At 35.3% G+C, this 24,215-nt stretch carries 16 protein-coding genes and 3 other RNA genes; 13 read left to right on the top strand and 6 right to left on the bottom strand.

Features of this window, described 5'->3' with window-relative positions:
• Positions 1–61 precede the first annotated feature (61 nt).
• From smpB to BLQ56_RS17025, 3 genes are all read left to right on the top strand, one after another.
• Complete coding sequence (gene smpB, locus BLQ56_RS17035) at positions 62–529, top strand: SsrA-binding protein SmpB (protein ID WP_090857091.1); 468 nt, start codon at positions 62–64, stop codon at positions 527–529.
• 182 nt (positions 530–711) lie between these two features.
• Positions 712–1,073, top strand: a transfer-messenger RNA (tmRNA) gene (gene ssrA / locus BLQ56_RS17030).
• Between the two features lie 377 nt (positions 1,074–1,450).
• On the top strand, positions 1,451–2,077 hold the full coding sequence (locus tag BLQ56_RS17025; protein ID WP_090857088.1) for an NAD(P)/FAD-dependent oxidoreductase: 627 nt from the start codon (positions 1,451–1,453) through the stop codon (positions 2,075–2,077).
• Positions 2,078–2,182: 105 nt separating this feature from the next.
• Here BLQ56_RS17025 and BLQ56_RS17020 read toward each other — a convergent pair whose 3' ends face one another.
• Positions 2,183–2,566 (bottom strand): hypothetical protein, encoded by a 384-nt coding sequence (locus BLQ56_RS17020; protein ID WP_090857085.1) that lies wholly within the window; start codon positions 2,564–2,566, stop codon positions 2,183–2,185.
• 268 nt (positions 2,567–2,834) lie between these two features.
• On the opposite strand from BLQ56_RS17020, the gene BLQ56_RS17015 reads away from it, so the two are divergent.
• From BLQ56_RS17015 to BLQ56_RS17005, 3 genes are all read left to right on the top strand, one after another.
• Positions 2,835–3,434 (top strand): YdhK family protein, encoded by a 600-nt coding sequence (locus tag BLQ56_RS17015; RefSeq protein ID WP_090857082.1) that lies wholly within the window; start codon positions 2,835–2,837, stop codon positions 3,432–3,434.
• A 403-nt stretch (positions 3,435–3,837) separates the two neighbouring features.
• Positions 3,838–5,211 (top strand): sensor histidine kinase, encoded by a 1,374-nt coding sequence (locus tag BLQ56_RS17010; protein ID WP_090857080.1) that lies wholly within the window; start codon positions 3,838–3,840, stop codon positions 5,209–5,211.
• A gap of 6 nt (positions 5,212–5,217) precedes the next feature.
• Positions 5,218–5,886, top strand: a complete 669-nt coding sequence (locus tag BLQ56_RS17005) for a response regulator transcription factor (protein ID WP_090857077.1) — start codon at positions 5,218–5,220, stop codon at positions 5,884–5,886.
• A 213-nt stretch (positions 5,887–6,099) separates the two neighbouring features.
• On the opposite strand, the gene BLQ56_RS17000 is transcribed toward BLQ56_RS17005, so the two are convergent.
• A complete protein-coding gene (locus BLQ56_RS17000) occupies positions 6,100–6,345 on the bottom strand; it encodes a PLC family EF-hand domain-containing protein (protein WP_386756476.1) in 246 nt (81 codons plus the stop codon).
• 126 nt (positions 6,346–6,471) lie between these two features.
• Here BLQ56_RS17000 and BLQ56_RS16995 point away from each other — a divergent pair, with 126 nt between their 5' ends.
• The 3 genes from BLQ56_RS16995 to BLQ56_RS16985 all read left to right on the top strand — a co-directional run bounded on the left by BLQ56_RS16995 (position 6,472) and on the right by BLQ56_RS16985 (position 9,825).
• The gene (locus BLQ56_RS16995; RefSeq protein ID WP_090857071.1) at positions 6,472–7,185 is read left to right on the top strand and encodes a response regulator transcription factor; all 714 of its coding nucleotides are present in this window, start codon (positions 6,472–6,474) and stop codon (positions 7,183–7,185) included.
• A complete protein-coding gene (locus BLQ56_RS16990) occupies positions 7,163–8,536 on the top strand; it encodes a sensor histidine kinase (protein ID WP_090857068.1) in 1,374 nt (457 codons plus the stop codon). The genes BLQ56_RS16995 and BLQ56_RS16990 overlap by 23 nt, the downstream gene beginning before the upstream one ends.
• Positions 8,537–8,652: 116 nt before the next feature.
• Positions 8,653–9,825, top strand: a complete 1,173-nt coding sequence (locus BLQ56_RS16985; RefSeq protein WP_090857066.1) for a F510_1955 family glycosylhydrolase — start codon at positions 8,653–8,655, stop codon at positions 9,823–9,825.
• A gap of 57 nt (positions 9,826–9,882) precedes the next feature.
• Here BLQ56_RS16985 and BLQ56_RS16980 read toward each other — a convergent pair whose 3' ends face one another.
• Positions 9,883–10,227 (bottom strand): four-helix bundle copper-binding protein, encoded by a 345-nt coding sequence (locus BLQ56_RS16980; RefSeq protein WP_090857063.1) that lies wholly within the window; start codon positions 10,225–10,227, stop codon positions 9,883–9,885.
• Between the two features lie 268 nt (positions 10,228–10,495).
• Here BLQ56_RS16980 and rnpB point away from each other — a divergent pair.
• From rnpB to BLQ56_RS16965, 3 genes are all read left to right on the top strand, one after another.
• Positions 10,496–11,008, top strand: an RNA gene (gene rnpB / locus BLQ56_RS16975) — RNase P RNA component class B.
• A gap of 104 nt (positions 11,009–11,112) precedes the next feature.
• Positions 11,113–11,198: signal recognition particle sRNA small type (gene ffs / locus BLQ56_RS16970), an RNA gene on the top strand.
• 136 nt (positions 11,199–11,334) lie between these two features.
• Positions 11,335–13,605, top strand: a complete 2,271-nt coding sequence (locus tag BLQ56_RS16965) for a beta-glucosidase (RefSeq protein WP_090857060.1) — start codon at positions 11,335–11,337, stop codon at positions 13,603–13,605.
• Positions 13,606–13,845: 240 nt separating this feature from the next.
• Here BLQ56_RS16965 and BLQ56_RS16960 read toward each other — a convergent pair whose 3' ends face one another.
• The 3 genes from BLQ56_RS16960 to BLQ56_RS16950 are packed head-to-tail and all read right to left on the bottom strand — an operon-like array spanning position 13,846 to position 18,879.
• Positions 13,846–15,393: a response regulator gene (locus BLQ56_RS16960; RefSeq protein ID WP_090857057.1), complete on the bottom strand. Its 1,548-nt coding sequence runs from the start codon at positions 15,391–15,393 to the stop codon at positions 13,846–13,848.
• On the bottom strand, positions 15,368–17,134 hold the full coding sequence (locus BLQ56_RS16955; RefSeq protein WP_090857054.1) for a sensor histidine kinase: 1,767 nt from the start codon (positions 17,132–17,134) through the stop codon (positions 15,368–15,370). Before BLQ56_RS16955 ends, BLQ56_RS16960 begins: the two co-directional genes overlap by 26 nt.
• A gap of 44 nt (positions 17,135–17,178) precedes the next feature.
• Positions 17,179–18,879: a HAMP domain-containing protein gene (locus BLQ56_RS16950; protein ID WP_090857052.1), complete on the bottom strand. Its 1,701-nt coding sequence runs from the start codon at positions 18,877–18,879 to the stop codon at positions 17,179–17,181.
• Positions 18,880–19,137: 258 nt separating this feature from the next.
• Between BLQ56_RS16950 and BLQ56_RS16945 the strand changes: the two genes are divergently transcribed.
• Positions 19,138–24,215, top strand: a 5,078-nt coding sequence (locus tag BLQ56_RS16945) for a family 43 glycosylhydrolase (protein ID WP_175490361.1), incomplete at its 3' end; no start/stop codon positions are given.

Here is a 24,215-nt window from a genome sequence, read left to right as displayed (position 1 = left end):
AAGTTGAGTGTTAAGCTTTCATTTGTTATAATATACTGTACCGTTGTAAGGGGGAAGTCCAATGCCAAGAGGTGCAGGTAAGGTTATCGCACAAAATAAGAAAGCAAATCATGACTACTTTATTGAAGAAACATATGAAACTGGAATGGTGCTTCAAGGGACTGAGATCAAATCACTTAGAAATGGTCGCGCGAACTTAAAGGATGCATTCGCTCGTGTTCAAAAAGGCGAAGTGTATCTTTATAATCTACACATTAGTCCATATGAACAAGGTAATCGATATAATCATGATCCACTAAGAAGCAGAAAACTGTTATTACATAAGCGTGAAATCGATAAGTTAATTGGATTAACAAAAGAAGAAGGATACGCATTAGTACCATTAAAGATCTATTTAAAAAATGGATATGCGAAACTTTTACTAGGTTTAGGACGCGGTAAGAAGAAGTTTGATAAACGTGAAGACCTGAAGAAAAAGGAAGCGAAGCGTGATATTGAACGTGCATTCCGCGATCGTCAGAAGGAATAGCAATCACTAACAGATATTTACAATTGCAAAGTTGTACATGTATTGTTATAATAAGTTTTGTAAGGAACAACTTAGCTCTTAGAAGCTATTCTCCGACTCCCTGATAATCATGATTGATTTCATGCTTATCACTTAAAAATGAATAAGCTTGCGAAAGATTCGCCGCTTATCATTTGTCATATGGGGACGTTACGGATTCGACAGGGGTAGTTTGAGCTTAGGTTGCGAGTCGAGGGGATCGGCCTCGTTAAAACGTCAAAGCCTATAACTGGCAAACAAAACAACAACTTCGCTTTAGCTGCTTAATAACAGACTATAGCGGTTCCTCCCTCCATCGTCCATGTGGTAGGGTAAGGGACTCACTCTAAGTGGACTACGCCGGAGCTCACCGTCTGAGGGCAAAGGAAGAGAGTAATCAGACTAGCTGCTCTAAAGCCTGTCGATAGGCCGAGGAGTTCGCGAAATGCTAATATGTCGACTATACTCGTAGACGCTTAAGTGGCAATGCTTTTGGACGTGGGTTCGACTCCCACCGTCTCCACCATACATACCTTGGTGGATTAATACTTAATTTGATTTGAAATCATAAATTTTATAAAAAAAACTGTAGAGTTATTCTACAGTTTTTTTTATTTGGCTGTTTTCTCAAGGTTTGTTGTTTCAGATATACATTGAAGTGGTATTCAGCATGCGTCCTTAAAAGCAACAATCAATACGAAAACAACCTTTTATTTTTTTTACTGGATTATAAACAATATCTAGTTCACATAAAATCACTAAGTACCCTATAATTTTTCCGTCCACTTACAGTAATTTAGGTGTAAAAATAAGTCCTTTACATACTGCTAGGGGGTATAATACAATTATAGTGAATACTTATAAATACACTTCAAGGAAAGTGCTATAGGAGAGTGAACCAGGGTGGAGACAAGTGGGAAAACGACCAAACTTGCTGTTAACGGTGGAATCAGTTTTGGTTCGAAACTTAATGCAAGACAACTGGTGGTATTAGCAAAATATATAAAAGATGATAGTGAAATAGAACTTACTACGTTCCAACAACTATATATAGAAGTTGAAGAGAGTGATTTGGAAGTAGCTAAAGAGGAATTTGAAAAAGTTGGGCTTTCCATATATCCTGTAGGTGCATATGTGAAAAGTCTTCGAACTTGTGGTTTCTGTAAAGGGGCTGAAGAAGAGGGAATGCCTGTAGCAATTGAATTAAATAGACGTATTGCCGGACGAGAAGTACCATGGCCACTTCGACCAGCCTATACAGGATGCCCAAATGCATGTGGAGAACCACTTGTTAATGATATTGGCGTTATTAAGAAGAATGAATTTTATGATTTATATGTTGGTGGAAAAGCGACAGGGGAAAATGCGAGAACAGCCATAAAATTAAGAGAAGGTCTGAGTTCAGAAGATTTGTATGTGACTGTAGAAAAGTTGCTTGAGATTTATAAAGAAAATGGTAAAAAGAGAGAGGCATTTTGGAAGTTTATTAACCGCTATGGCTTAGAGAATATCGAGAATCTGTTGGTTTGATAAATAATATTTTTATTAGGTTTGATATAAAAATTTACATCACTAATCCTTTTGTGATGTTTTTTCTTTTGAGAACACTCGTCATACCAAATTAGCTAGGTTATATTAGATTAAATAAAAGAGCATTCCCCAACCAACAAGAACAAATGAAATAATTGAAAGTGAGCCATACATAAACAATTTATTTTTCCCATCCTTTTGTAGGGCCTTGTACTCATTGTAAGAAAGCTCTCCTGTTGCAAATTTTAAACCAATATCACTCGGTTCAATTGAATAAAGAATCCCGTTGTCTCCTTCTAGAATGATTTTTGTTATTACAGGCAACTCCTTGTCTCGATTAAGATTTAACAAATCCTCAATCTGGTTTTCTGTTTTCACGCTCTTGTCTCCACAATATTCAAATTTAACTATTTTGTATATTGTATTTTGATGAATCTGTTTACTTATTGTGAAAGCTAATTGCTCGATTGCATTACTTGGAAAACACATAATTATCACCCCATTAATTATTATATAATTATCTATTAGAAAAGGATAATCATATATTCTTTTATCTTATGTCATAATATTTGCACTAGTGATGGTTAACATGAATTAAATCCGTAAAGGAGTATTAGTATTTTGATTTTAAAGTTCGGTTCTTCTCAACACAAAAAAATTAAGTAACCTGTTATTATTCCTTTTATTCTGCATATTTTTTGCACAAATTTAAGTTATCCTATTAAAGCTTATATGATACTTTAGGAGGAACAGATAAATGTACAAAAAGTTTGTGGTAGGGATAGCAACATTGGTCATTGCATTTTCTTTAGTTGGATGTGCAAACGGTAATGAGGAAGCAGCACCAAATGAAGATACAACTCAAAATGAAGAAACAACAGAAAATGAAGACAAAGAAATGGACCACGCTGATATGCATCATTCAGGTTCAGGTGAAATTCCTGAAGGTCTACAAGAAGCAGTAAATCCAACCTATGAAGTTGGAAGTAAGGCGATTATTAAAGAAGCCCATATGGAGGGTATGGAAGGTGCAGAGGCTACGATAGTAGGAGCTTACGATACAACTGCGTATGCCATTTCATATGATCCAACAACTGGAGGAGAAAGAGTGACAAACCACAAGTGGGTCATTCATGAAGAAATCCCTAGTGCCGGTGAAGAACCTTTTGAAGTTGGAGCAGAAGTAACGACTGATGCAGCCCACATGGAAGGCATGGAAGGTACGACCGCAACAATTGATTACGCTGAAAAAACAACGGTGTATATGATTAATTTTACTCCATCTAATGGTGGGGAAGAAGTGACTAACCATATGTGGGTTATAGAAAGTGAATTAGCACCAGTTGATAGTAATTAATTTATTATTTAAATAAGGCTGTTTTCTCAAAATTTGTTGTTTTGACATATACTATCGAAATAGTAGTTACAAGCAGGCTGAATACACGGAGACTCCAGCGGGATCAGTGGCCAAAGTGAGACCCCGCAGGAGCACTAGCGACGAGGAGGCTCACTGGTCACCCGCCGGACGCGGAGTGTATTCAGCCTGGCGTTTAAAAAGCAACAATCCATACGAAAACAGCCTTAAATAAAGACTCATAAAGGATGGAGGATGCTGAATTATATAGCAAGAATCATCCTTTTTTTGTACTTAGTTTTTTTATTAATATAATAAAGTAGAGGTTATTTTATCTAAAAAAAGTGGGGGAATTCTCCAATAAATGGAGAGCTATTCAATAGATGTTGAATATAGGAGTCAAAAGATGAACAAACTTTCGCTAAAGCTAGGACTTTTATTTTTTGCTTTTTTAATCATGATTGAATTAATTTTGTTTTATTTTTTATATACAGGATTAGTGAATAGCCGTATTGAAGATGAGTTGACAGAGCTACGTGCGAGAGGGAATAGTCATCGCAATATTCTTCAAAAACATTTTGATCGTCCAACGATTTTTCATGTAGCCTTAATGGAAACAGAGGCTGATACAGATGTTGTCATCACCACACATGATGGTACTATTAAAGCAGAATCAGATAGACTAACCCCTCAAATGGAAGAAATATTACAACAAGAAAGGGACTCAATTCCCAATGAAGGATTAGTGGTTGAAAACAGATGGAAAACTGAATTAGATATATCAACGGTTAGCCCTATAATTATTGATTATCAAACAGTAGGATATGTCTATATGTTTAAGGATACAACTTCGATTCAAAACATGATATCTAGCTTGAAGCAACATTTTTTTTTAGTAGGAACTTTAGCTATATTGGTCACTATTATTTCCATTTTCTTTTTAACAAGAGTAATTACGCTCCCATTAATCCAAATGACGCAGGTCACTAAATCACTTAGTAAAGGTGATTTCTCAGTGACTCTAAATGAGATAAGGAGTAATGATGAGCTTGGAGAACTTTCAAGGAGCATTCACAAGCTAGCAGAAGACCTTCACTATATAAAAGAACAAAGAAATGAATTTTTAGCAAGTATTTCTCATGAATTACGAACACCACTTACTTATATTAAAGGTTATGCGGATTTGGCAGAAAGAGAAGGAGTGACTGAAGAAGAACGAAATAAATACTTAACAATTATTCATGAAGAAGCAACTCATATTTCGAGATTAGTCAAAGATCTGTTTGAATTAGCAAAAATTGACCAACATTCCTTTACCATTCAACTGGAGGAAGTGAACCTAAATATTTTCTTAAACAATTTAGTAAAGAAGATGAAACCAGCATTCGCAAATAAAGGAATCCAACTCAACCTTTACTATGAAGAAGAGATTTTTGTTTTGATTGACACTGACAGGTTTGAACAAGTTTTTGTAAATCTACTAGATAACTCCCTAAAATATTCGAAATCAAAAGAAGTTGTAGACATTAAAGTGAATCTTAATGACCAACATGTATTTATTTCGGTCATAGACTTTGGTGAAGGTATCCCTAATACAGATCTTCCCTATATTTTTGATCGACTTTATCGTGTAGACAAATCTAGAGCTAGAAAAAGCGGAGGCACTGGATTAGGATTAGCCATCGTAAAAGAAATTGTTGAGGCTCATGGGGGAGTCGTTACTGCAAGCAGTACACTTGGGAAAGGAACGAAGATTACTATTCAACTAGAACGGAGTTAAAGAGGTATGAAAAAAGTTTTGTTAGTGGATGACGAAATAAGGATGATTGATTTGCTGTCTCTCTATTTAAAACCAAGAGGGTACCATTGTCTAAAAGCATCTTCAGGAAAGGCAGCAATTGAAATCTTAGAAAATGAAACGGTTAACCTTGTTTTGCTAGATGTCATGATGCCGGATATGGATGGATGGATAACGTGTAAACAAATCCGTGAATTTTCAAGTGTTCCTATCATCATGTTAACTGCACGGGACCAAAAAAGTGATGTTGTAAAGGGCTTAAATCTAGGAGCCGATGACTATATCACTAAACCATTTGATGAAAATGAACTTATTGCTCGTATAGAATCTATTTTCAGAAGAATAAAACATTCTTCAATCATAGAATTTAAGCAATTAATATGGAATGAGGACATAAGGGAGGTATATTTTAATGAAGGTAGGATTTCATTGACGCCTAAAGAATTCACATTAATTGGATTATTACTTAACAATAGAAACAGAGTGTACTCTCGTGAGCAGTTAATAGAAAAGATTTGGGGGTTTGATACGAATACAGAGGGAAGAACAATTGACTCTCATATTCGAAATATCCGTGATAAACTAAGGCAAGTTGATTTTCCAATCGATGAACACCTTCTATCGGTATGGGGTGTAGGGTATAAATGGGTGGATTAAATTATATGTATTATAAAAGGAGAAACTTTGATATAAATAGAGCACAAAAAATAGAGTCCCTACCTATATATCGCAGTAGGGACTCTATTAATTTCCAAAGAAGTTAAGACCAGTATTATTACATAATTAATACGAGAGATGGTGGAATCCAACCTTGCAGTCAATACTCATCGTGCCAAACCCAAATCCAGCCATCATCTTGGAAACTCAACCCTATAGATTATTCATCATGCTATCTGCGTTAGTATTTTCCATCATTCCACCACTTCCATGGCAAGAGTTAAACATTTCTTTAAGTTCTTTTGTTGATAAATCAGGATGCATTTCCTCCATATACGGCTTCATCTGACCAAAGTTTAATAAGCCCTCTCCATTTCCTTGCGCATACGTAAATGTTCCTGCTCCTAAAATAACACCTAAACTTAAAATCCCTACAACTAATTTTTTCAATTCGAACATCTCCTTTCTTGATTTTATCTTATTCTTCAATAATGAAGTTCTTATGGAGAACTTATGTGGAAGTTGTGAAGATTTCTCTTTTGAAATTATTAGATGGTAAAATAACTACTAAAGGGGTGGGGGAAAATGCCGAAAATCCTACTGGTTGATGATGAAAAAATGATTTTAGAGGTTCTCGAAGCTTACTTTAAAAAAGAGGGTTGGGAAATCGTTACCTCTTTAAATGGTATTGATGCACTTAAAAAGGTAAATGAACATAAACCCAGCATCGTTATTTTAGACTTAATGTTACCTGATATAACTGGAGAAGAAGTATGCCGACTAATTAGGAAGGAAAGTGACGTTCCTATTATGATGCTTACAGCAAAATCATCTGAAGAAGATTTAATTAATGGAATTGTGCTGGGAGCTGACGATTATATTAAAAAGCCATTTAGCCCAAGAGAAGTAGTTATACGAGCGCAGGCATTACTACGAAGGGCAAAGAAAATAGAGTCAGCAAATCAGATGTTGTTTAATGACAAAAAGTTGATAATTGACACTGTTAAAAAAGAAGTAGTATTGAGAGGGCAAGTAGTCTCATTAACTCCCATTGAATATAAAATTTTAATTTCAATGGCTGCATATCCGGGTAGAGTGTATAGTCGGGCGGATCTATTAGAAAAGTGTCAGGAAGATGGAGCTTATTTTGAAGGTTATGAACGAAGCATCGATACACATATTAAGAACTTACGTAGGAAAATTGAAGAAAATTCTCGCGATCCTATATACATTCTGACTGTATTTGGTATGGGATATAAGTTTGGAGGAAAAGCAGATGCTCCGGACACTGCGTTCTAAAGTTCTATTCTATTTCATAGTCTTATCACTTTGCGCAATATTTCTAACAAGCTTTTCAATCCTGTGGGGATTTGAAGAACATTTTACTGAGTATTTACAAGAGGACAGAGAGGGAGATATAAAATTAATTAATGAAGAAGTGATCAAGGAATATAAAGAGACTGGAAATTATTTAAGTATTGAAGTAACAAGTTTGTTGCATCAGCAAGCTATGACAAATCGTTTATTTTATCAAATTTACAATGGTGAAGGAGAACTACTTGTAGATACAACTAATATGCTTGGAATGATGGAGCGAATGGGACCAGCTGGGGAGGGGCTAGCAAGTGAGTATCAAACTGGCACGTATGATATCAAGCTAGATAACCGTAATATTGGTACAACAAAAGTTTATTATCCTAAAGGGCTCTATGGAGCAGAATCCACCTTTTTTAATACAATCAAGCAGTATATCTTTGGAGCGGCTATGATTATACTCATTCTTTCAAGTCTATTTAGTATGCTATTTTCAAAACGATTAACAGACGGCTTTACCCAATTAACCAGAGTGGTTCGTGAATTACAAAATCATAAAAGGGACATTCGTATGCCTATAGAGATTTTAACCGAGGAAATGGTACCCCTAGCCGAGTCTTTTAATGATCTTGCCGAATCTCTTTCTAAAGAAGAGATACTTAGGAAACGTTTCACGGCTGATCTCGCACATGAACTTCGAACACCACTTGCCACTTTAAGAAGTCAAATTGAAGCGTATCAGGATGGAATCTGGGAGCCTACACCTAATAGATTGCAACAAAGTCATAATGAATTAATGCGCTTAGTACGTCTAGTTAATGAAATGGAGAATCTCCTTGCAGCTGAAAATCCACAAATTAAGCTTCAAAAAACGGATATAGAACTTTGGAAAATTCTTACTCATATAAAAAATCAGTTTGATCCTTTATTCTATGAAAAAGCTGTTAATCTTAAGGTCATAGAACCCTTAGACGAACACTGGATTTTTGGGGATAAAGATCGAATCATACAAATATTAACGAACATCATCAACAATGCTTTTCAATATACATCATCTGGGAAAAGTGTTAGTATTTCAATCGTCAAGCAAAATCAGTTCGTTGGTTTTGTTGTGAAGGATGAAGGAGTTGGGATTGGCGATGAAGACCTCCCATATCTTTATGAGAGATTTTTTAGAGGAGACAAGTCTCGAGATAGACAAACAGGTGGGATTGGGATTGGGCTTTCCATTGTAAAGGCGTTAGTTGATGCACACCATGGGGAAGTGCAAATAATTAGTGAATTAAAAAAAGGAACAACTGTGACAGTCTTATTTCCTTATATAGAGAGGAAATAGAAGGTATAATTATTTATGTTTAAATATAAATTTTGTTGTAAGTATACTAAATAGAGTGGTTAGTGTTTGAATGTCGGGGAAATTTTAGCCCAATTAAGCTAGATAAGGTGGTAAAAATGAAAAAGCTAAAGACAATTCCATTGTTAGCAACAATTTTATATGGATTACAGATAAATGTATTAGCTCATGGAACAGCAGAAGAGCATCAACAAGAGGCTTTAGTTTTTGATAAGTTTATTCAATGGGGATTGATAGCTTCTTCCCTTGTTTTTCTCATGTCGGTTATATATCTAATATATACTACAAAAAGATTAAAAATAGTAAAAGGAAAAGCGAAGTTTCAATTACAAAAGACCTCTACAATTTTCAAATGGCTAAGTACAATCACATTAGTGAGCACGATTATTCTGGGCTTTATTTCATTAAATAAAGAGGATAGTAAAATAGCGAGTGGGATGGAATTGATGCACATTCATGGGATTGGCCATACAAATGATGGAATGTCTTTTTTTGTTCCTGCTCATGATGGATTAAGAGAATTCTCAGATGGAGTGTGGAGGAAACCTGAAGGGGAACAGCACGATTATATGGGGTTTTCGATGGTTGATGAAGGATTTTATAGTAGCGGTCATCCGGCAGTAGGATCGAAGCTTGGAAATCCTTTTGGGATTGTGAAAAGTAACGACCTCGGAAAAAATCTTGATATCTTAGATTTATATAAAGAAGTCGATTTTCATGGCATGGCTGTAGGTTACTACTCACATGCAATATATGTATTAAATCAACAACCAAATAGCAGAATGGAAGATACGGGTCTGTATTTCACAGTGGATGATACTAAAACATGGACAAAGAGTGAGATGAAAGGCTTAGAAGGACAGGCAGCATCAATAGCTGTTCACCAAGAGAATGAAAAAATAGTGGCAGTTGGAACAGAACAAGGAGCTTATATATCTAATAATTATGGTAACACGTTTGAAAGTATTGTTCCTAATGTACCAACCTCGGCAATTCATTTTACAAAAGATAATACTCTTTTTGTTGGGGGATTTGATAACGGGTCAATCTTGACAAAAATTGACTTAGACTCCAAAGACAAGACTATGATTAGCCTTCCAGATATAAGTAATGAGGATGCAATCTCTTATATTTCAGTAAACCCACAAAATAGTTCGGAAATTGTTATCACAACCTTCGAACGTTTCATTTATTTATCACAGGATGGTGGGAAAAGCTGGAGTCAAATTGCAAAAGAAGGAAATACAATTAATATTAATAAGGAAAACTAAGAATAGTATTAATCCTAAATAAAAACCCCCGTTTTGGGGGTTTTAGTTCGTTTGAAATTAAGAAGCCATTTTTCTGCAAGACTCTGCACATTCACGACAGATCTTAGCACATTCTTGACAATGGTCGTCTTTAAATTTTTCACATTCTACAGCACAAGCTTCACAAATTGCTGCACAAAGCTGACAATGCTGAGCTGAGAATGAACTGTTACGTGACATTAAAGCTACCGATTGTAAACACATTTCAGCACAGTCAGTAAGCATTTGAAGACATTTCACTCTTGCTTGTACATCTGGCTCTTGTAAGCATGCTGTTGAACATTCCTCACAAGCTCTTGCACACTTTACACAAGTCTCGATACAAAAATCCATATTAGATGGAGATGTAGATAATACACCCATTTTAAAACCTCCTCTTCATTAAATTCTATTAAATTATCTACTTGTTGTATCTCAATTATGCAAGACAGCATGAATTCTTTTATCTTGTTTTATCCTCCATTACCAATATCCATTAATTTAAGGTTGTTAAATGATAGTGTTTTCTCTTTTTTGATTTAAAGTAGTGAATTATATAAATTTACCAACCAATAATAACTTCGTAGAATTTGACTTCTGAGTTAATGTGTTGTAATATAAGAAATGTAGTTAACAGCAACCGAATAATCATACACCAGAGAGAATCGCGCAGAATTTAATTCTGTGAGGAAAGTCCGTGCTCGCACAGGCTGAGATGTCTGTAGTGTTCGTGCCTAGCGAAACAGTAAGCTAGGGCAATCTGGCTCATGCTGGATTGACGGCAGGGAAAGTAACCTAAGTCTAGAAATTGTCTAGCTTCAGCGCCTAGCCCCTCGAGGTCATAAGCCAATCCGTCAAGAAGGTTAAAAAGCAACTTTCTAGCCGGCTCGTCTTATGCTTGTCGGGGCTGAGCAAGGCGCTTCAGCTTTTCTTGATATGGTGCGAATACCTTGAAAGTGCCACAGTGACGGAGCTTCAAAGGAAACTTTGAAGGTGGAACGAGGTAAACCCCACGAGCGAGAAACCCAAATTTGGTAGGGGAAGTGTCTGGCGGGAATTGAACCAAAAGACACCATGAATCTATTCATGAGATAGATGATTCTCCATTTTGTGCGAGGCTTCTAGCCGAATGTAGCACATGATGAACAAAACACGGCTTATGAGGATTGTATGATTTGAGTGTTAACTTAGTATATTTATTCATATGGGGTTACTTATAGAAAGGCAGAGATATTTATCCTCTGTGTGGGTGCAAATCCAACTAATCCAATTAAAGTCCAATGGTGAAATTGCGAAGTGGGTCAGGGCAGGAATGCAGCAGCCCTAAGCAATTAAATCATGTGGACTTTTTATATTTTAATTTTTGTGTAAATGTAGATCCTAGTGGTCTGCATTTTTTTATTTTTTAACTTCATATGTATTTATGCGAGTAATAGTAAACATTATTACATAGATGATTCATCAAACATAGAAGGGGGTAGAAATAGTATTATGCTCAAAAAGGTCTTTCTAATAGTTGTCTTTATTATTTTACCACACCTCAGTGAAAGAGCTGCTCTTGCATCACTTCCTCCGCAGTTAACAGATAAGGCTTCAATAAATGAAGTAATAAAGGCAATGACTTTAGAAGAAAAGGTGAAGATGGTTGTGGGCAGTGGTATGCCAGGAATGTTTGGAATTCCAAAAGCAGAGATCGAAGGGGCTGTAGGTGTAACCCATGCAATACCACGATTAGGTATTCCTGCGTTGATTTTCGCGGATGGCCCAGCTGGTTTAAGAATCAATCCAATTAGAGAAGGTATTCCAAATACATATTATACAACGGCTTTTCCTATTGAGACTTTACTAGCCTCTACTTGGGATACGGAAATGGTGGAAGCTGTAGGGTCAGCCATAGGCGATGAGGCGAAAGAATATGGAGTTGACATATTACTCGCTCCAGCATTAAACCTACATCGGAATCCCTTAGGTGGAAGAAACTTTGAATATTTTTCCGAAGATCCCTTACTTACAGGGAAAATGGGTGCTTCATATGTAAAGGGTGTTCAATCTCAGGGGGTTGGTGCCACACTAAAGCATTTTGTCGCAAATAATCAGGAAACAAATAGAATGCAGATTGATACTGTCGTGTCACAAAGAGCATTAAGGGAGTTGTATCTTAGAGGCTTCGAGATAGCTGTCAAGGAATCAAAGCCTTTGGCAGTGATGAGTGCCTATAATCAAATAAATGGCGTACCTGCTTCTGAAAATAAGGAGTTGCTAACAACCATATTAAGAAAAGAGTGGAATTTTAATGGCTTTGTGATGACTGACTGGTTTGCTGGCAAGGATCCCATTGCACAGATGCGAGCAGGAAACGATCTGATTATGCCAGGTGAACAGAAACATATTACTAGGCTTATACATGCTGTGAAAAGTGGCTTGCTTGATGAGGAAATTCTTGATCGAAACATTAAGCATATTCTTAAAACAGTGGTAAAAACCCCAAGTTTCAAAGGCTATGAATACTCCAATCAACCGAATCTTGAAGAGCATGCACAGGTTGCAAGAAAGGTTGCTTCAGAGGGAATGGTCTTATTAAAAAATGACGAGAAAACTTTACCACTCGATAAAAATGCAAAAATTGGATTGTTTGGTAACACACAGATTGAAACAATAAAAGGTGGAACTGGAAGTGGGATTGTACAAGCAAAATATACAGTTTCTATAGCTGAAGGTTTGGAGAAACAGGGATTTAAGCTTCATCAAGGACTTCTAAGCAGCTATAAGGCATATGTATTAAGCTTAAGACAACTACCGGAGTATAAAAGTAAACCAGGACCTTTAGGAATTGAGTTTGGATTAGTTACTCCACGAATTCCTGAAAAGCCAATTCCGTCTAATGAACTACAAGATGTAGTGAAAGACACGGATTCTGGAATCATAACGATAGGTAGAATATCAGGAGAATTTGAAGATAGAGAGAATGAAAAGGGAGACTTTCTTTTAACTAATGAAGAACAATCAATGATTGAAACGGTATCAGAAGCATATCATCAAGCAGGAAAAAAAGTAACTGTAGTTCTTAACATTGGTGGACCTATCGAAGTAGCAAGCTGGAGAGAAAAAGTTGACTCGATTCTATTAGCATGGCAGCCAGGGCAGGAGGCAGGGCATGCAGTAGCCGATATCTTATCAGGGAAGGTAAATCCATCAGGAAAACTTTCTACCACATTCCCTATGAAATACAATGATGTCCCATCAGCAAAGAGCTTCCCAGGTACACCAAAGGATAATCCAAAAGTGGTTATTTATGAAGAAGATCTTTATTTAGGGTATCGCTACTATACCACTTTTGATGTAAAGCCTGCATATGAGTTTGGGTATGGATTATCTTATACCAGCTTTCATTATGAAAACCTAGAAGTAGAAAAAAAGAAAAATAACATACACCTAAATCTAAATGTGAAAAATGTAGGAGATGTCAAAGGAAGAGAAGTAGTACAAGTATACCTAACGAGTCCTAATGGGAAGTTAGAAGAACCACTACTAGAACTTAAAGCTTTCGAGAAAACAAAAGAATTGAAACCATTGGAACATCAATTAGTTGAATTTACTCTCAATTTAAATGATCTTGCATCATTTGACGAAAAAAAGTCATTATGGGTAGTGGAAAAAGGTAGATACAAAGTAAATATAGGAACTTCCTCTGAAAGTATTCTACAATCCACAACGTTTAGAATAGACGAAGACATTATTGTAGAAAGAGTAAATGATTACTAGAAGTAGAAAAGATAAAGTAAGCCGGAAATTAAGGCGATGAAAAGCCACCTTAACTAATGTTAAAGGTGGCTTTTAGTAATAGGACTATGAACTATTACTCAAGTAATTTAAACACCCCTTCGTAATACATGTATAAAAAAAGTATCACAGCCCAAATGATGTATACGAGTATGATGAGTGTAAAAGATAAGTTTTTCATGATTTTAGGTTAGGTTATAAATAATCCAAATATACATTTTCTCAAACTGATTGCATTTGATTTTTAAATTGCTTCGTTGTCATGCCAGTGATTTTTTTAAAGGATCTACAAAAATAATGTGAATCACTATATCCAACTTCATAGGCAATCTCATATGTTTTGTTGCGGGTGGTCATTAAAAGTTCTTTTGCTCTTTCCATCCGGACATTTGTTAGATATTCAATAAATGTTTGACCAGTTTCTTGACTGAATAAGTGACTCAAATAAGAAGCACTAACATTTACAGTGTCTGCCATCATTTGAAGTGATAACACTGAGTTACTGTAATTTTGGTGAATATATTCAACAGCCATTTCTACAGGAGTAGAAAATTTACTGTACATACTATCTCTACATGTTGTAACAAGGTCTAACATTTTTTCCATATAGTTTAATACATCATGATAAGACCTAATCCAGCTTGCAGTTGTTTCTAATTGATTAATCTCTTGCATGACATCAATGTTATCCATTTCAATTTCTTTTAGAAAGTGAGTGATGGTAATGGTAAAGTCCATTAAAAAGTAATAGGTAGTAAATGGTGAACGAAAGTTACCATTTTCAAGATAAGAAGAGTACGTTCGTGCAAAGCTAGATACATTACTAGAAGATCCAAATTTAAGGAAATCAATTAAATCTTTTCGTTTAAAATGATGTAACTCTATTTTTGACTCAAGGTCTCTATTGGTTGATTTTGTACTATATTTATGGATTATGGTTGAATAGCTTTTTTCTTCGTCAGCATCATTAAAGGATAAACTAATCCCCTGAATTCGACTCTCAATCTTTCCAATACCGAAAATAATAGGTCTGTCAGGATGACTTCCTTCATATGCTTGTAAACGCTCTCTAATCATCTCAGCATTTTTTTCTAATTCTAGTTGAGATTCCCCCTTCATAATAAAGATATCTTCTTTTAATTTTCTACTAAAACGTAGGCAATTATAATCATCCTCTATCCATGTCATGAAGCTTGAATCATGTGTATACTCTAGTATAATAATAAAATAGTAATTTGAAATAAGGTCAAGATTTAAACTCGCAGCTTCTTTAATTGCAGCAGAGGAAGTGTAAGAACCTTCACAAATATCATATAGAAATTTATCTCGGGAAGCATATTTGTTTTGTAATACTTGATTTTCTAAGTCACTCAATCTCTTCTGAGTATGATTTGCTTTATCAATTTGAGAAGAAACTTTTTTTAATATCTTAAGTAGATCTTGAGAACTGACTGGTTTCAGACAGTATTCATTTACCCCAATTCTCATCGCTTCTCTTGCATATTCAAACTCGTCATGACCACTAAGGATAATAATCTTTGTTGAAGGCATTTTCAAACTTAAAAGCCTGCTTAATTCCAACCCATCCATAAATGGCATCTTTATATCAGTTATAACAATATCTGGTTTGTGTTTCTCTATTAAAGGAAGGGCAATCTCACCGTCTGAAGCGTCACCGCAATAGACAAACCCTTCACTCATCCAATCGATGCTTTTGCCAATGCCATTACGAATTGCTATTTCATCATCTACTAAAAAGATCTTCTTCATTTATATCACCGTCCACTACTGGGATTATTAAACTGACACGTGTTCCGGAGCCATACCAACTATTTATTTTTAAGCCAAAAGGGGTTCCATAATGGAGTTGAATTCTATTATGAACATTCACCATGCCAAAGCCTCCTTTGTCCTTATCAAACGGTATTCCTCGGGAAAGCTGAAGTCTAATGTCTTCTAACTTTTCTTCTGACATTCCAATCCCATTATCTATCACATCTATACAAATATACCCTTCTGGAGTAAAGTCACCTTTAATTCGAACGAAGCCTTTACCACGTTTATTTTTAATACCGTGATAAATGGCATTTTCGACAAGAGGCTGTAGAGTAAGCTTGATTATTTCATATTTTAAGATATCTTCATTTAAATGGAATGTTACATCTAAAATATCTTGGTATCGCATCTTTTGAATCACTAGATAATTACGAATATGTTCAATTTCATCCTTTAATAGAATTAAATCCTTTCCTTTACTTAAAGATATTCTAAAAAAGTGTGACAATGCCTTAGTTATTTCAATAACCTTTGGGGTATTCTTTGCTTCTGCCATCCAAATAATCGTCTCAAGTGTATTATATAAAAAGTGTGGATTTATTTGTGCTTGCATTGTTTTTAGTTCTGCAATTTTTAATTGCTTTTGTTCATTTACACTTTTGTCTAGTAGGGTTTTAATTTTATATATCATACTATTGAAATTTTGGCCAAGTTGAGCAATCTCATCAGAACTATGATTATTTATTTTTACTGTAAAGTCCCCAGAAGAAGCTTGGTTCATTTTGTACTGTAAGACGCGGAGGGGGAGTATTAACTTAGAAGTGATGATAAAATATAAAAATATGATAAATATAATACTAGTGCCGACTGTAAGTATAATTAGGCTCTTTATTTCAGTAGTATCTTTCGTAATGTCTGACAGTGGTGTATATCTAATGAATTTCCATCCAGTTAATTCTGATGTGTAAAATACAACAAATGTTGAACCTTCAGAAAAATAACCGGAGCTTTTTTCGGCAATCATATTTCTATCAGTTATTTCTGTGACGCTTGCGAATTCTGGCGAAATAAAAAGGGTATCACCATTTTCTGATTCAACTTGAAAAGTTCCAGAAAGCTGAGTAGATGTATCGTAAAGGATATCCTTAAAGCCAGAGGCCTTTATAATAATGTTCATGATTCCAATTACTTCTTTGGATTCACCATTACTGATTGTGCTTGTCAGAGATAGTGCCGGGGTACTGTTTTTATATGTAGATTTTATAACGGGACTCCTCTGTTGGTTATTAAAAGTAGTAGTTAATAAGTTTTTATATGTTTGATTATCTAATTGATGTACCCCGTGATCTTCACTAATAGCTTTTCCATCAAGACCAATGATTCTAATATTCATGACATATTCACTATATTGAAAACTTTCTCTATAATGCTCAATCATATTTAAAATAATTTTAGCTTCATCAGCTGTATTTTCTTTATCAATTAAGAACTGTAACGTACTGTCCATTTTTCCAATTTCAGCAAAACGATTTATCTCTTGAATGACATCATCAAATTCTCTGCTTACTCGTTCAGTTTGTAATTGTGATAAACTATATGAATTTTCTGAGATAATATTATATGTTTTAGAATATGAGATCATGCCAATAAGGATCAGTGGTAAAACAGACAATATAAAAAACGTAATAAGGAGCTTTGCCCGAAAGCTGGAAACCACAGATTTTATTAATTTCATTTAATCCCAACCTTCTATATTCTACTAGTTTAATTTCTAATAAGTTATATTTTGAATTGTTTTATGTTTTCATTCATTTCTTGTATTCTTTCTACAAGTTTGTAGGAGGCTTCTGACACTTCTTCAAGAGTAGTAAATTGCTCTTCTCCCATGGCTGCAATACCAATAACCTCTTCTTTATTAATTTTGGAACTTTCCTCAATTTCTAATATGATTTGACGCACAGAGAGCATTTGAGCATAGGCATCTTGAATGTCTTGCTTTATACTTTCTAAATCAAGCTGTTGATTATCCCTAATGGAACGAATAGCTTGGAAGTCACTTTTTATTTGTTTGGATGTGAGATTGCTTTTGCGCATTTCTAAGAGGTCTTGTTTTAAGTGTGCTTTCATCTTTGCAACATGTATAGATATTTCAATGTTTTGTTCTGTAGAAGTTTGTGAGAGTGTTTTGAATTCATTATTAAGTTCAGAAATACGTGATAAATGATTTTTAAATTCATTGTTATTTTGGTTATCTGGATTGTTATTTAATAATGTTAAGGATAATAAGCTAGATTCTCTAGCAATAAGGCTAAGAAGTTTGATATGTTCTCCCAATTCCTTATTCATTTTTTGCCATTTTTCTGTTTCAGCATTAATTCTCTGTATCCTTCCAATGTTTCCGTTCGAACTTGAAAAGAAATCATCTATTTGACTATTAATCTGATTTGTAATTTGGAGCGTTTGATTTGACTGTAGGTTGATATTGTTTGATTTAAGTAAAATTGTATTGAATTTATTGAATAGATTTTCAAAAGTAGATACTGATGTGTTTATTAGTTCATCTTGTTTATGTAGGTTAACTGAGATTGTTTGAGTTGCTTCAGCAACTTCTTCTCCTGCAAGTCGATTTTCAAGAATACTTTGGTGAATATCTTTTGAAGTATAGACAACTAGATTGTTTGTATCTCTGACACTTAGAATAATATTTTTAAGATTTTGGAACATCCGGTTATATGAATGACAGAGATCTCCAATTTCATTTTTAGAAATGAGACTAATTTTACCTACAGTGAGATTTCCATCAGCAATTTCATTTGTTTTTTGAGCTAGATGATGTATAGGTTTTACAAAGCTTCGGGCCATATAAATAGAAAATAATAATGCAGTGAGAATGACGGCTATGAATGAAATGATATAGATCGTTATGTCTCTATTTAAGCTAGTGGAGATATCATTTTTTGATTGTTCTTTCACAACAAGTGTTGTATGCAAAAGAGCTTGTACTTTCTCATCGATAAGATCTGATAAAATCGTAATATATTCGTAGGTGATATTTTTCTGGTCAGCAGAAACATTCCCTTGAATTTGTTCCCCTAATCGATCGATATATTCAGTTGTCGTTGTTAAGGTTTCTCGCACCTCGAGAATTTCACGTGTAAATTGCCCATTTTTATCATCTAGTTCAATCTTTCTTAAATTCTGGTACATACTTTTAAGATGATCGTATTGAGTACCCTCTTCAAATGGGACTTTCCCATAAGCAATATCTCTAATTTCATCATTCAATTTTTGTTTTAAGACACCATTAATTGAATTAGTTAAGGTAATTGTCTCAATCATCGCGTTATATTGTCGAACATATCCAAAGAAAAGATAGATTTGTACACAGTTTATTGCAGCAAGGGATAAAAGAATTGCTAGGAAAATCAGAATTAGGCGCTTCCGTAATGAGAGGTCAGCTAATTTAGAACGAGCTTTCATCTATAATGTCCTCCTCCTAAGTATAATTTGGTATAAAAATTTAATAGAATAGTATACCTATTTTTAATATATTTACATATCTAGATTTTAAGATGATGACGAATCAAAAAAATGTGCAATAATACCGAAATTTACTCCATTCTTCCATTGTGTGAAAACGCTTTATAATTAGATTACACCAGTTCAGAATAAATTACTAAGAAATATTTCTAGAACTGGGGAAAAAAGGGAGGGCTAAAATTATGAGGAGGTTAGTGCATGTTTAGTTTCAAAAAGGTTAGATCGTTAATCATGATTGTAGTTATTCTATGGAGTAGCTTGTTTTCTGGAGCAGGTTTCTCTTTGATCGTTCAAGCTGAAACAGTAGGTAATGGTGCTCTTTTAGCAGAGGATTCATTAATGGAAATAGCAAAGTCTAAGTTAGCTATTCCTAATGAAAAGGATATCCGTGGAAATATAACCCTTCCAACTGAATTAGTTGTGAATGGCCAAACAGTAACAATCACATGGAGCTCTTCAAATCCTGAAATCATCACAGATGATGCTACAGGAGAGAATGGAGATATTCCAGCAGGTGTTGTTACCCGTCAAGCAACAAATCAAAATGTGACATTGACAGCAACACTTGAAGTGAATGAAGAAGTAAGTGAAAAGGTATTTAATACAGTTGTTAAAAAGTCAGTCCAATTGGATGAGTTTAAGGGATATATTTATACATATTTCCGAGCAAACATCTATGGAGATGGGGAAAGTCAACAGATTCATCTTGCTTCAAGTAAAGATGGACTTTTCTGGGATGATATGAATAATAATGAACCTATTTTAGAAACGAATTTTGGAACAAAAGGTGTACGTGATTCTTATATCGTTAGGGCTCCAGAAGGAGACAAATTCTATTTAATTGCAACTGACCTAGATGCAAATGCAGGACAATGGTGGGAATATGCTAATAATGGAAGTAAATCCATTATGGTTTGGGAATCCGAAGATCTAATTAATTGGTCAGATCAAAGAATGATTGAGATTGCACCAGAAGGAGCAGGGAATTTGTGGGCTCCTGAGACTATTTACGATCCTACTACTGGAGAATATGTCGTATATTGGGCATCTAATGTAAATGATGAAGGTCATCGTATGTATTATGCAAAGACGCGTGATTTTAGGACATTTACTGAACCACAGATTTTTAAAGATCGTACAGTTTCAAATACATTTATTGATACGTCAATGATTGAACATGATGGAACATACTATCGTTTTACAAAAAAAGAACAAGATATAACCGTATTATTAGAGAAAAGTAATTCTGTTTTGGGCAATTATGAGTTAGTAAAAGAAAGAGTAGGCGGACAAGGTGGAGTAGAAGGGCCTGGAATTTTCAAATTAAATGGAGAAGAAAAATGGCTATTAATGTTAGATGGATACGCTGATACAAATGCAGGAGCTGGCTTCTTCCCACTAATTGCTGATAGTCCAGAAGATTTAGATTCTGGTACCTTTAGAAGATTAGGAGATACAGAGTTTAGGATGCCAACAGGTGCAAAACACGGTAGTATTATTCCAGTTACTCAAAAAGAGTATGATGCCATCATGAATAAGTGGGGACATAGCCTAGTGAGTCCTGTTACACCAGATTCAGGTGATGATATTAAACCTGATTTGCAGTATAAGTTTGATGAGGTATTACAAGGAAATGCTGTAGTAAATACTGGAGTATCTGGTGCTCAGAATAATGGTATTTTGCATAATGGAGCAAGTTATATAAACGATGAAGAGAAGGGGAAGGTATTAAATCTTAGTGGTGGAAATGCAGGGACGAACAGCCCGTATTTGGAATTCCCTCAAGGGTATTTTGATGGTAAAGATCATGTATCTATTTTCATGGATATCAAATCAGAAATGGCTAATGAATTCTTCTTTACGTTTGGTATTGGACAAGATACACAGAAGTATTTATTCTTGCGTACTAGAGAAAGTGAATTGTATTCTGCGTTAACAGTTAAATCCAATCCAAAAGAGCAAAAAGTAATTGAACCTCTTAGTAGTCCGATAAAGAATTCTTGGACGAATGTCGGAATTGTCTTAGAGAGGAATGAGGATGGCAATCACAGTACAATGAAGCTTTACAAAGACGGTAAACTCGTTGGTGAAAACACGAAGTTAATTGCCAACTTGTCTACAATGGGTGCAAACTTACAGGCTTATTTAGGAAAAGCATTTTACAATGACCCGTTTTTCAAAGGATCATTTGACAATGTTCGTGTATATAATAGGGCATTAACAGATGAACAAGTGGGTACGATCATTGATAAAGGGAATGAGGAACCTGATAAACCGGAGACCAACTTTACAAATACTGGTAACCCTTTGATTAATGGAAGGTTTAGCGCAGATCCTGCTACTTTAGTACATGACGGGAAAGTCTATCTGTTTGCCGGGCATGATTCGGCTTCAGTTGGAAATGATTATTATGTGATGCCGGAATGGGACATTTATTCCTCGTCAGACTTAGAAAATTGGGAACTTGAAGCCTCATACCCATCAACTCTTTTTGAATGGGCAGATCCAGACTCTGCTTGGGCTGCACAAGCGATAGAAAGAGACGGAAAGTTTTACTGGTACACAACAGCATTTAATCCTGCTGAAACAAGCTATAACATTGGAGTTGCTGTTTCTGACAACCCTGTAACAGGTTGGCAGGATGCTATTGGAAAACCTTTGGTTACAAGTAGTATGACTGAGACTCCACCGAATATGGGAGGATGGCGTTGGAATAATATCGATCCAACTGTATATGTAGATGATGATGGCCAAGCGTATCTGTATTGGGGAAATACCTATCTTTACTATGCGAAACTAAAGGATAATATGATTGAATTAGACGGTGAAATTCAAAGAGTCGAAATTCAGGATATGGATGGCTCTTTCACAGAGGCACCTTGGTTGCATAAGTATAAAGACAAATATTATCTGACATTTGCTATGAACTGGCCAGAAGATATCGGCTATGCCATGAGTGATAGCCCTAGTGGACCATGGACATATGCAGGCAAGCTCATGGATGCAACTGAGGGTACTGGCACAAATCATCCTGCAATGCTTGAGTTTAATGATAAGTCGTATTTCGTTTATCATACAGCAGCCTTGCCAACTGGAGGAGATTATCGCCGTTCAGTATCAATTGAGGAAATCTATTATAACCCTGATGGAACGATTAAGAAAATGCAACCTACTGCTTCAGGAATTAATGGTCATGCTCAAGCGATTCAAGCAAACGGGGACGATCAATTTGTCTATCACGAGAATCAGGGAATCATGGTGGATTCTCTAGAAGTAAAGAATGCAAATAATTATCAATGGTTTATTGTGCCAGGACTGACTAACAATGGTGAAGAGTACATTTCAATCCAAGCTGAAAATAAACCAGGCTATTATATAACAAGTGAAGGTTCAAGTATTATTCTCAAAAAGCATGATGGTACCACGCAATTTAAAGAACAAGCTACATTTAAAGTAGTTTCAGGTCTTTCAACGAATGGAGAAAAATCTCTCCAAACGTATAAAGATAATCAAGTATATCTGACTATGAAGGAAGATCAAACGTTAGGATTAACAACACCATCATCTGAAACGGAGAAAGAGCGGGCAACCTTTACAATCAAGGACGTAAGCGTTAATGATATTTTAGTAAATATAGAGTCAGAGGTACTTAAGAAAAATACACAAACCGTTTTGACTGCAACGGTTCTTCCTGATGAAGCTTTAATCAAAGGTGTGGAGTTTTTCTCTTCTAACCGTGATATTATTTCGATTTCGGAACCATATATGACACCAGAAGGAGAAACGCGTGTAATCTTGGATGCTCTAGAATCCGGCACTGCCGAAATCACGATGGTGTCAGAAGATGGGGATATATTAAAAACTCTTACCCTTAAAGTAGAAGAGTATGATAAGGCTCCTGCTGAATTGAAGGATGTAGATGTTTCCTTTGATTCAACAACAAGAAAGGTAAATATAAAAGGTATATTATTCAATCAAGTAAATAAGCTTGTAACAGTCAAAGTAGTTGATCCAGCTGGGAGCAATTATTTAATAGAACAAACAACTACTGGTGAAGATGGAAAGTTTGAATTTAACTATATTACTACGATGAGTGATCTTACAGGAGAGTATTTAGTTGAAATTTATGCTACAGATTTAATTAAACCATATCAAGCAAGTTATAGTGTTGCATCCACTGCCCACTATTCTTTCAATGAGAATCTTAATGATTCCACAGGTACTTTTGATTCTGGTACAATCACTGGCGATCGAATTAATAATGTAGGTGGTACAATTAGTTATAGTGATGGAATAGTTGGAAAAGCGGCTTCTTTTGATGGACAATCTGGTGTTCTTTTACCAAATGGTCTAATTAACAGTAATAGATATACTGTTTCCTTGTGGCTTAACCCAAGTGATCTCACTAAATATACGACGACATTTTTTGGTGCAAAAAGCTCTTCTAGCTGGGTAAGTGTTGTTCCAAGAGGAGATACAGATCGTACCCTTGTATGGTCAGGTAATGCGACTTGGTATGATGCTGATACAAAAGTATCAATTCCCCAAAATGAATGGTCACATGTTGCTTTTACCGTTGATAAAGGGGATATTAAGGTATTTATTAATGGAAATGAAATGTTCTCAGGCAAAAATTTCCCGAATGTTTTCAGTAATTCAAATTCAGTTTTCGGATTAGGCGTAAACTATTGGGATACACCATACAAAGGACTACTGGACGAATTACAAATCCATAATAATATCGTTCTTTCAGGAGCTGAAATTAAAGAATATTATAATCATGTTTTAAATCCCTCAGATGGTGGAGAAACGCCACCACCAGGAGGAGATACTGATCTTACTATTGATCCATCTTCAAATAGTTCGGTTGAAGTTGAGGCTGAAAAGAGTTACACAGTAAAAGGAACAAAGGTAAGAGTAACGATGCCATCAGATTTACCCGTAGGTACGAAATTAAAAGTGATACCTAAGGATGTTGAAGAAACGACTCATGAGGGTCTAACATCTGCTGGTGACAGCTTCACATTTACTTTTGAATTCCCAGAGGAATCTTCTGAACCTACTGGCGAATTCACATTAAGTATGGGCTATGACGAAGAAGCAGATGCAGATAAAATAGCAATCTACTATTTTAATGAAACGACTGAAAACTGGGAACACCGTGGAGGACAAGTAAATACTGAAAATGAAACAATTACATTAAATGTCCCTCATTTCTCAACATATGCTGTATTTGTTACAGACGAAACACCGGGTGGAGACAATGGAACACCGGG

This window comes from Litchfieldia salsa, from assembly GCF_900104555.1.
In the GTDB taxonomy this organism is placed as follows: domain Bacteria; phylum Bacillota; class Bacilli; order Bacillales; family Bacillaceae_L; genus Litchfieldia; species Litchfieldia salsa.
This window is presented reverse-complemented; position numbering and strand designations above follow the sequence as displayed.

Bases quoted from the DNA above. Each gene is read 5' to 3' on its own strand.
- BLQ56_RS16985 (WP_090857066.1), top strand. From the start codon at position 8,653: ATGAAAAAGCTAAAGACAATTCCATTGTTAGCAACAATTTTATATGGA.
- smpB (WP_090857091.1), top strand. From the start codon at position 62: ATGCCAAGAGGTGCAGGTAAGGTTATCGCACAAAATAAGAAAGCAAAT.
- BLQ56_RS17000 (WP_386756476.1), bottom strand. From the start codon at position 6,345: ATGTTCGAATTGAAAAAATTAGTTGTAGGGATTTTAAGTTTAGGTGTT.
- BLQ56_RS17010 (WP_090857080.1), top strand. From the start codon at position 3,838: ATGAACAAACTTTCGCTAAAGCTAGGACTTTTATTTTTTGCTTTTTTA.
- BLQ56_RS17015 (WP_090857082.1), top strand. From the start codon at position 2,835: ATGTACAAAAAGTTTGTGGTAGGGATAGCAACATTGGTCATTGCATTT.
- BLQ56_RS16950 (WP_090857052.1), bottom strand. From the start codon at position 18,879: ATGAAAGCTCGTTCTAAATTAGCTGACCTCTCATTACGGAAGCGCCTA.
- BLQ56_RS16965 (WP_090857060.1), top strand. From the start codon at position 11,335: ATGCTCAAAAAGGTCTTTCTAATAGTTGTCTTTATTATTTTACCACAC.
- BLQ56_RS16995 (WP_090857071.1), top strand. From the start codon at position 6,472: ATGCCGAAAATCCTACTGGTTGATGATGAAAAAATGATTTTAGAGGTT.
- BLQ56_RS17020 (WP_090857085.1), bottom strand. From the start codon at position 2,566: ATGTGTTTTCCAAGTAATGCAATCGAGCAATTAGCTTTCACAATAAGT.
- BLQ56_RS17005 (WP_090857077.1), top strand. From the start codon at position 5,218: ATGAAAAAAGTTTTGTTAGTGGATGACGAAATAAGGATGATTGATTTG.
- BLQ56_RS16955 (WP_090857054.1), bottom strand. From the start codon at position 17,134: ATGAAATTAATAAAATCTGTGGTTTCCAGCTTTCGGGCAAAGCTCCTT.
- BLQ56_RS16980 (WP_090857063.1), bottom strand. From the start codon at position 10,227: ATGGGTGTATTATCTACATCTCCATCTAATATGGATTTTTGTATCGAG.
- BLQ56_RS16960 (WP_090857057.1), bottom strand. From the start codon at position 15,393: ATGAAGAAGATCTTTTTAGTAGATGATGAAATAGCAATTCGTAATGGC.
- BLQ56_RS16990 (WP_090857068.1), top strand. From the start codon at position 7,163: ATGCTCCGGACACTGCGTTCTAAAGTTCTATTCTATTTCATAGTCTTA.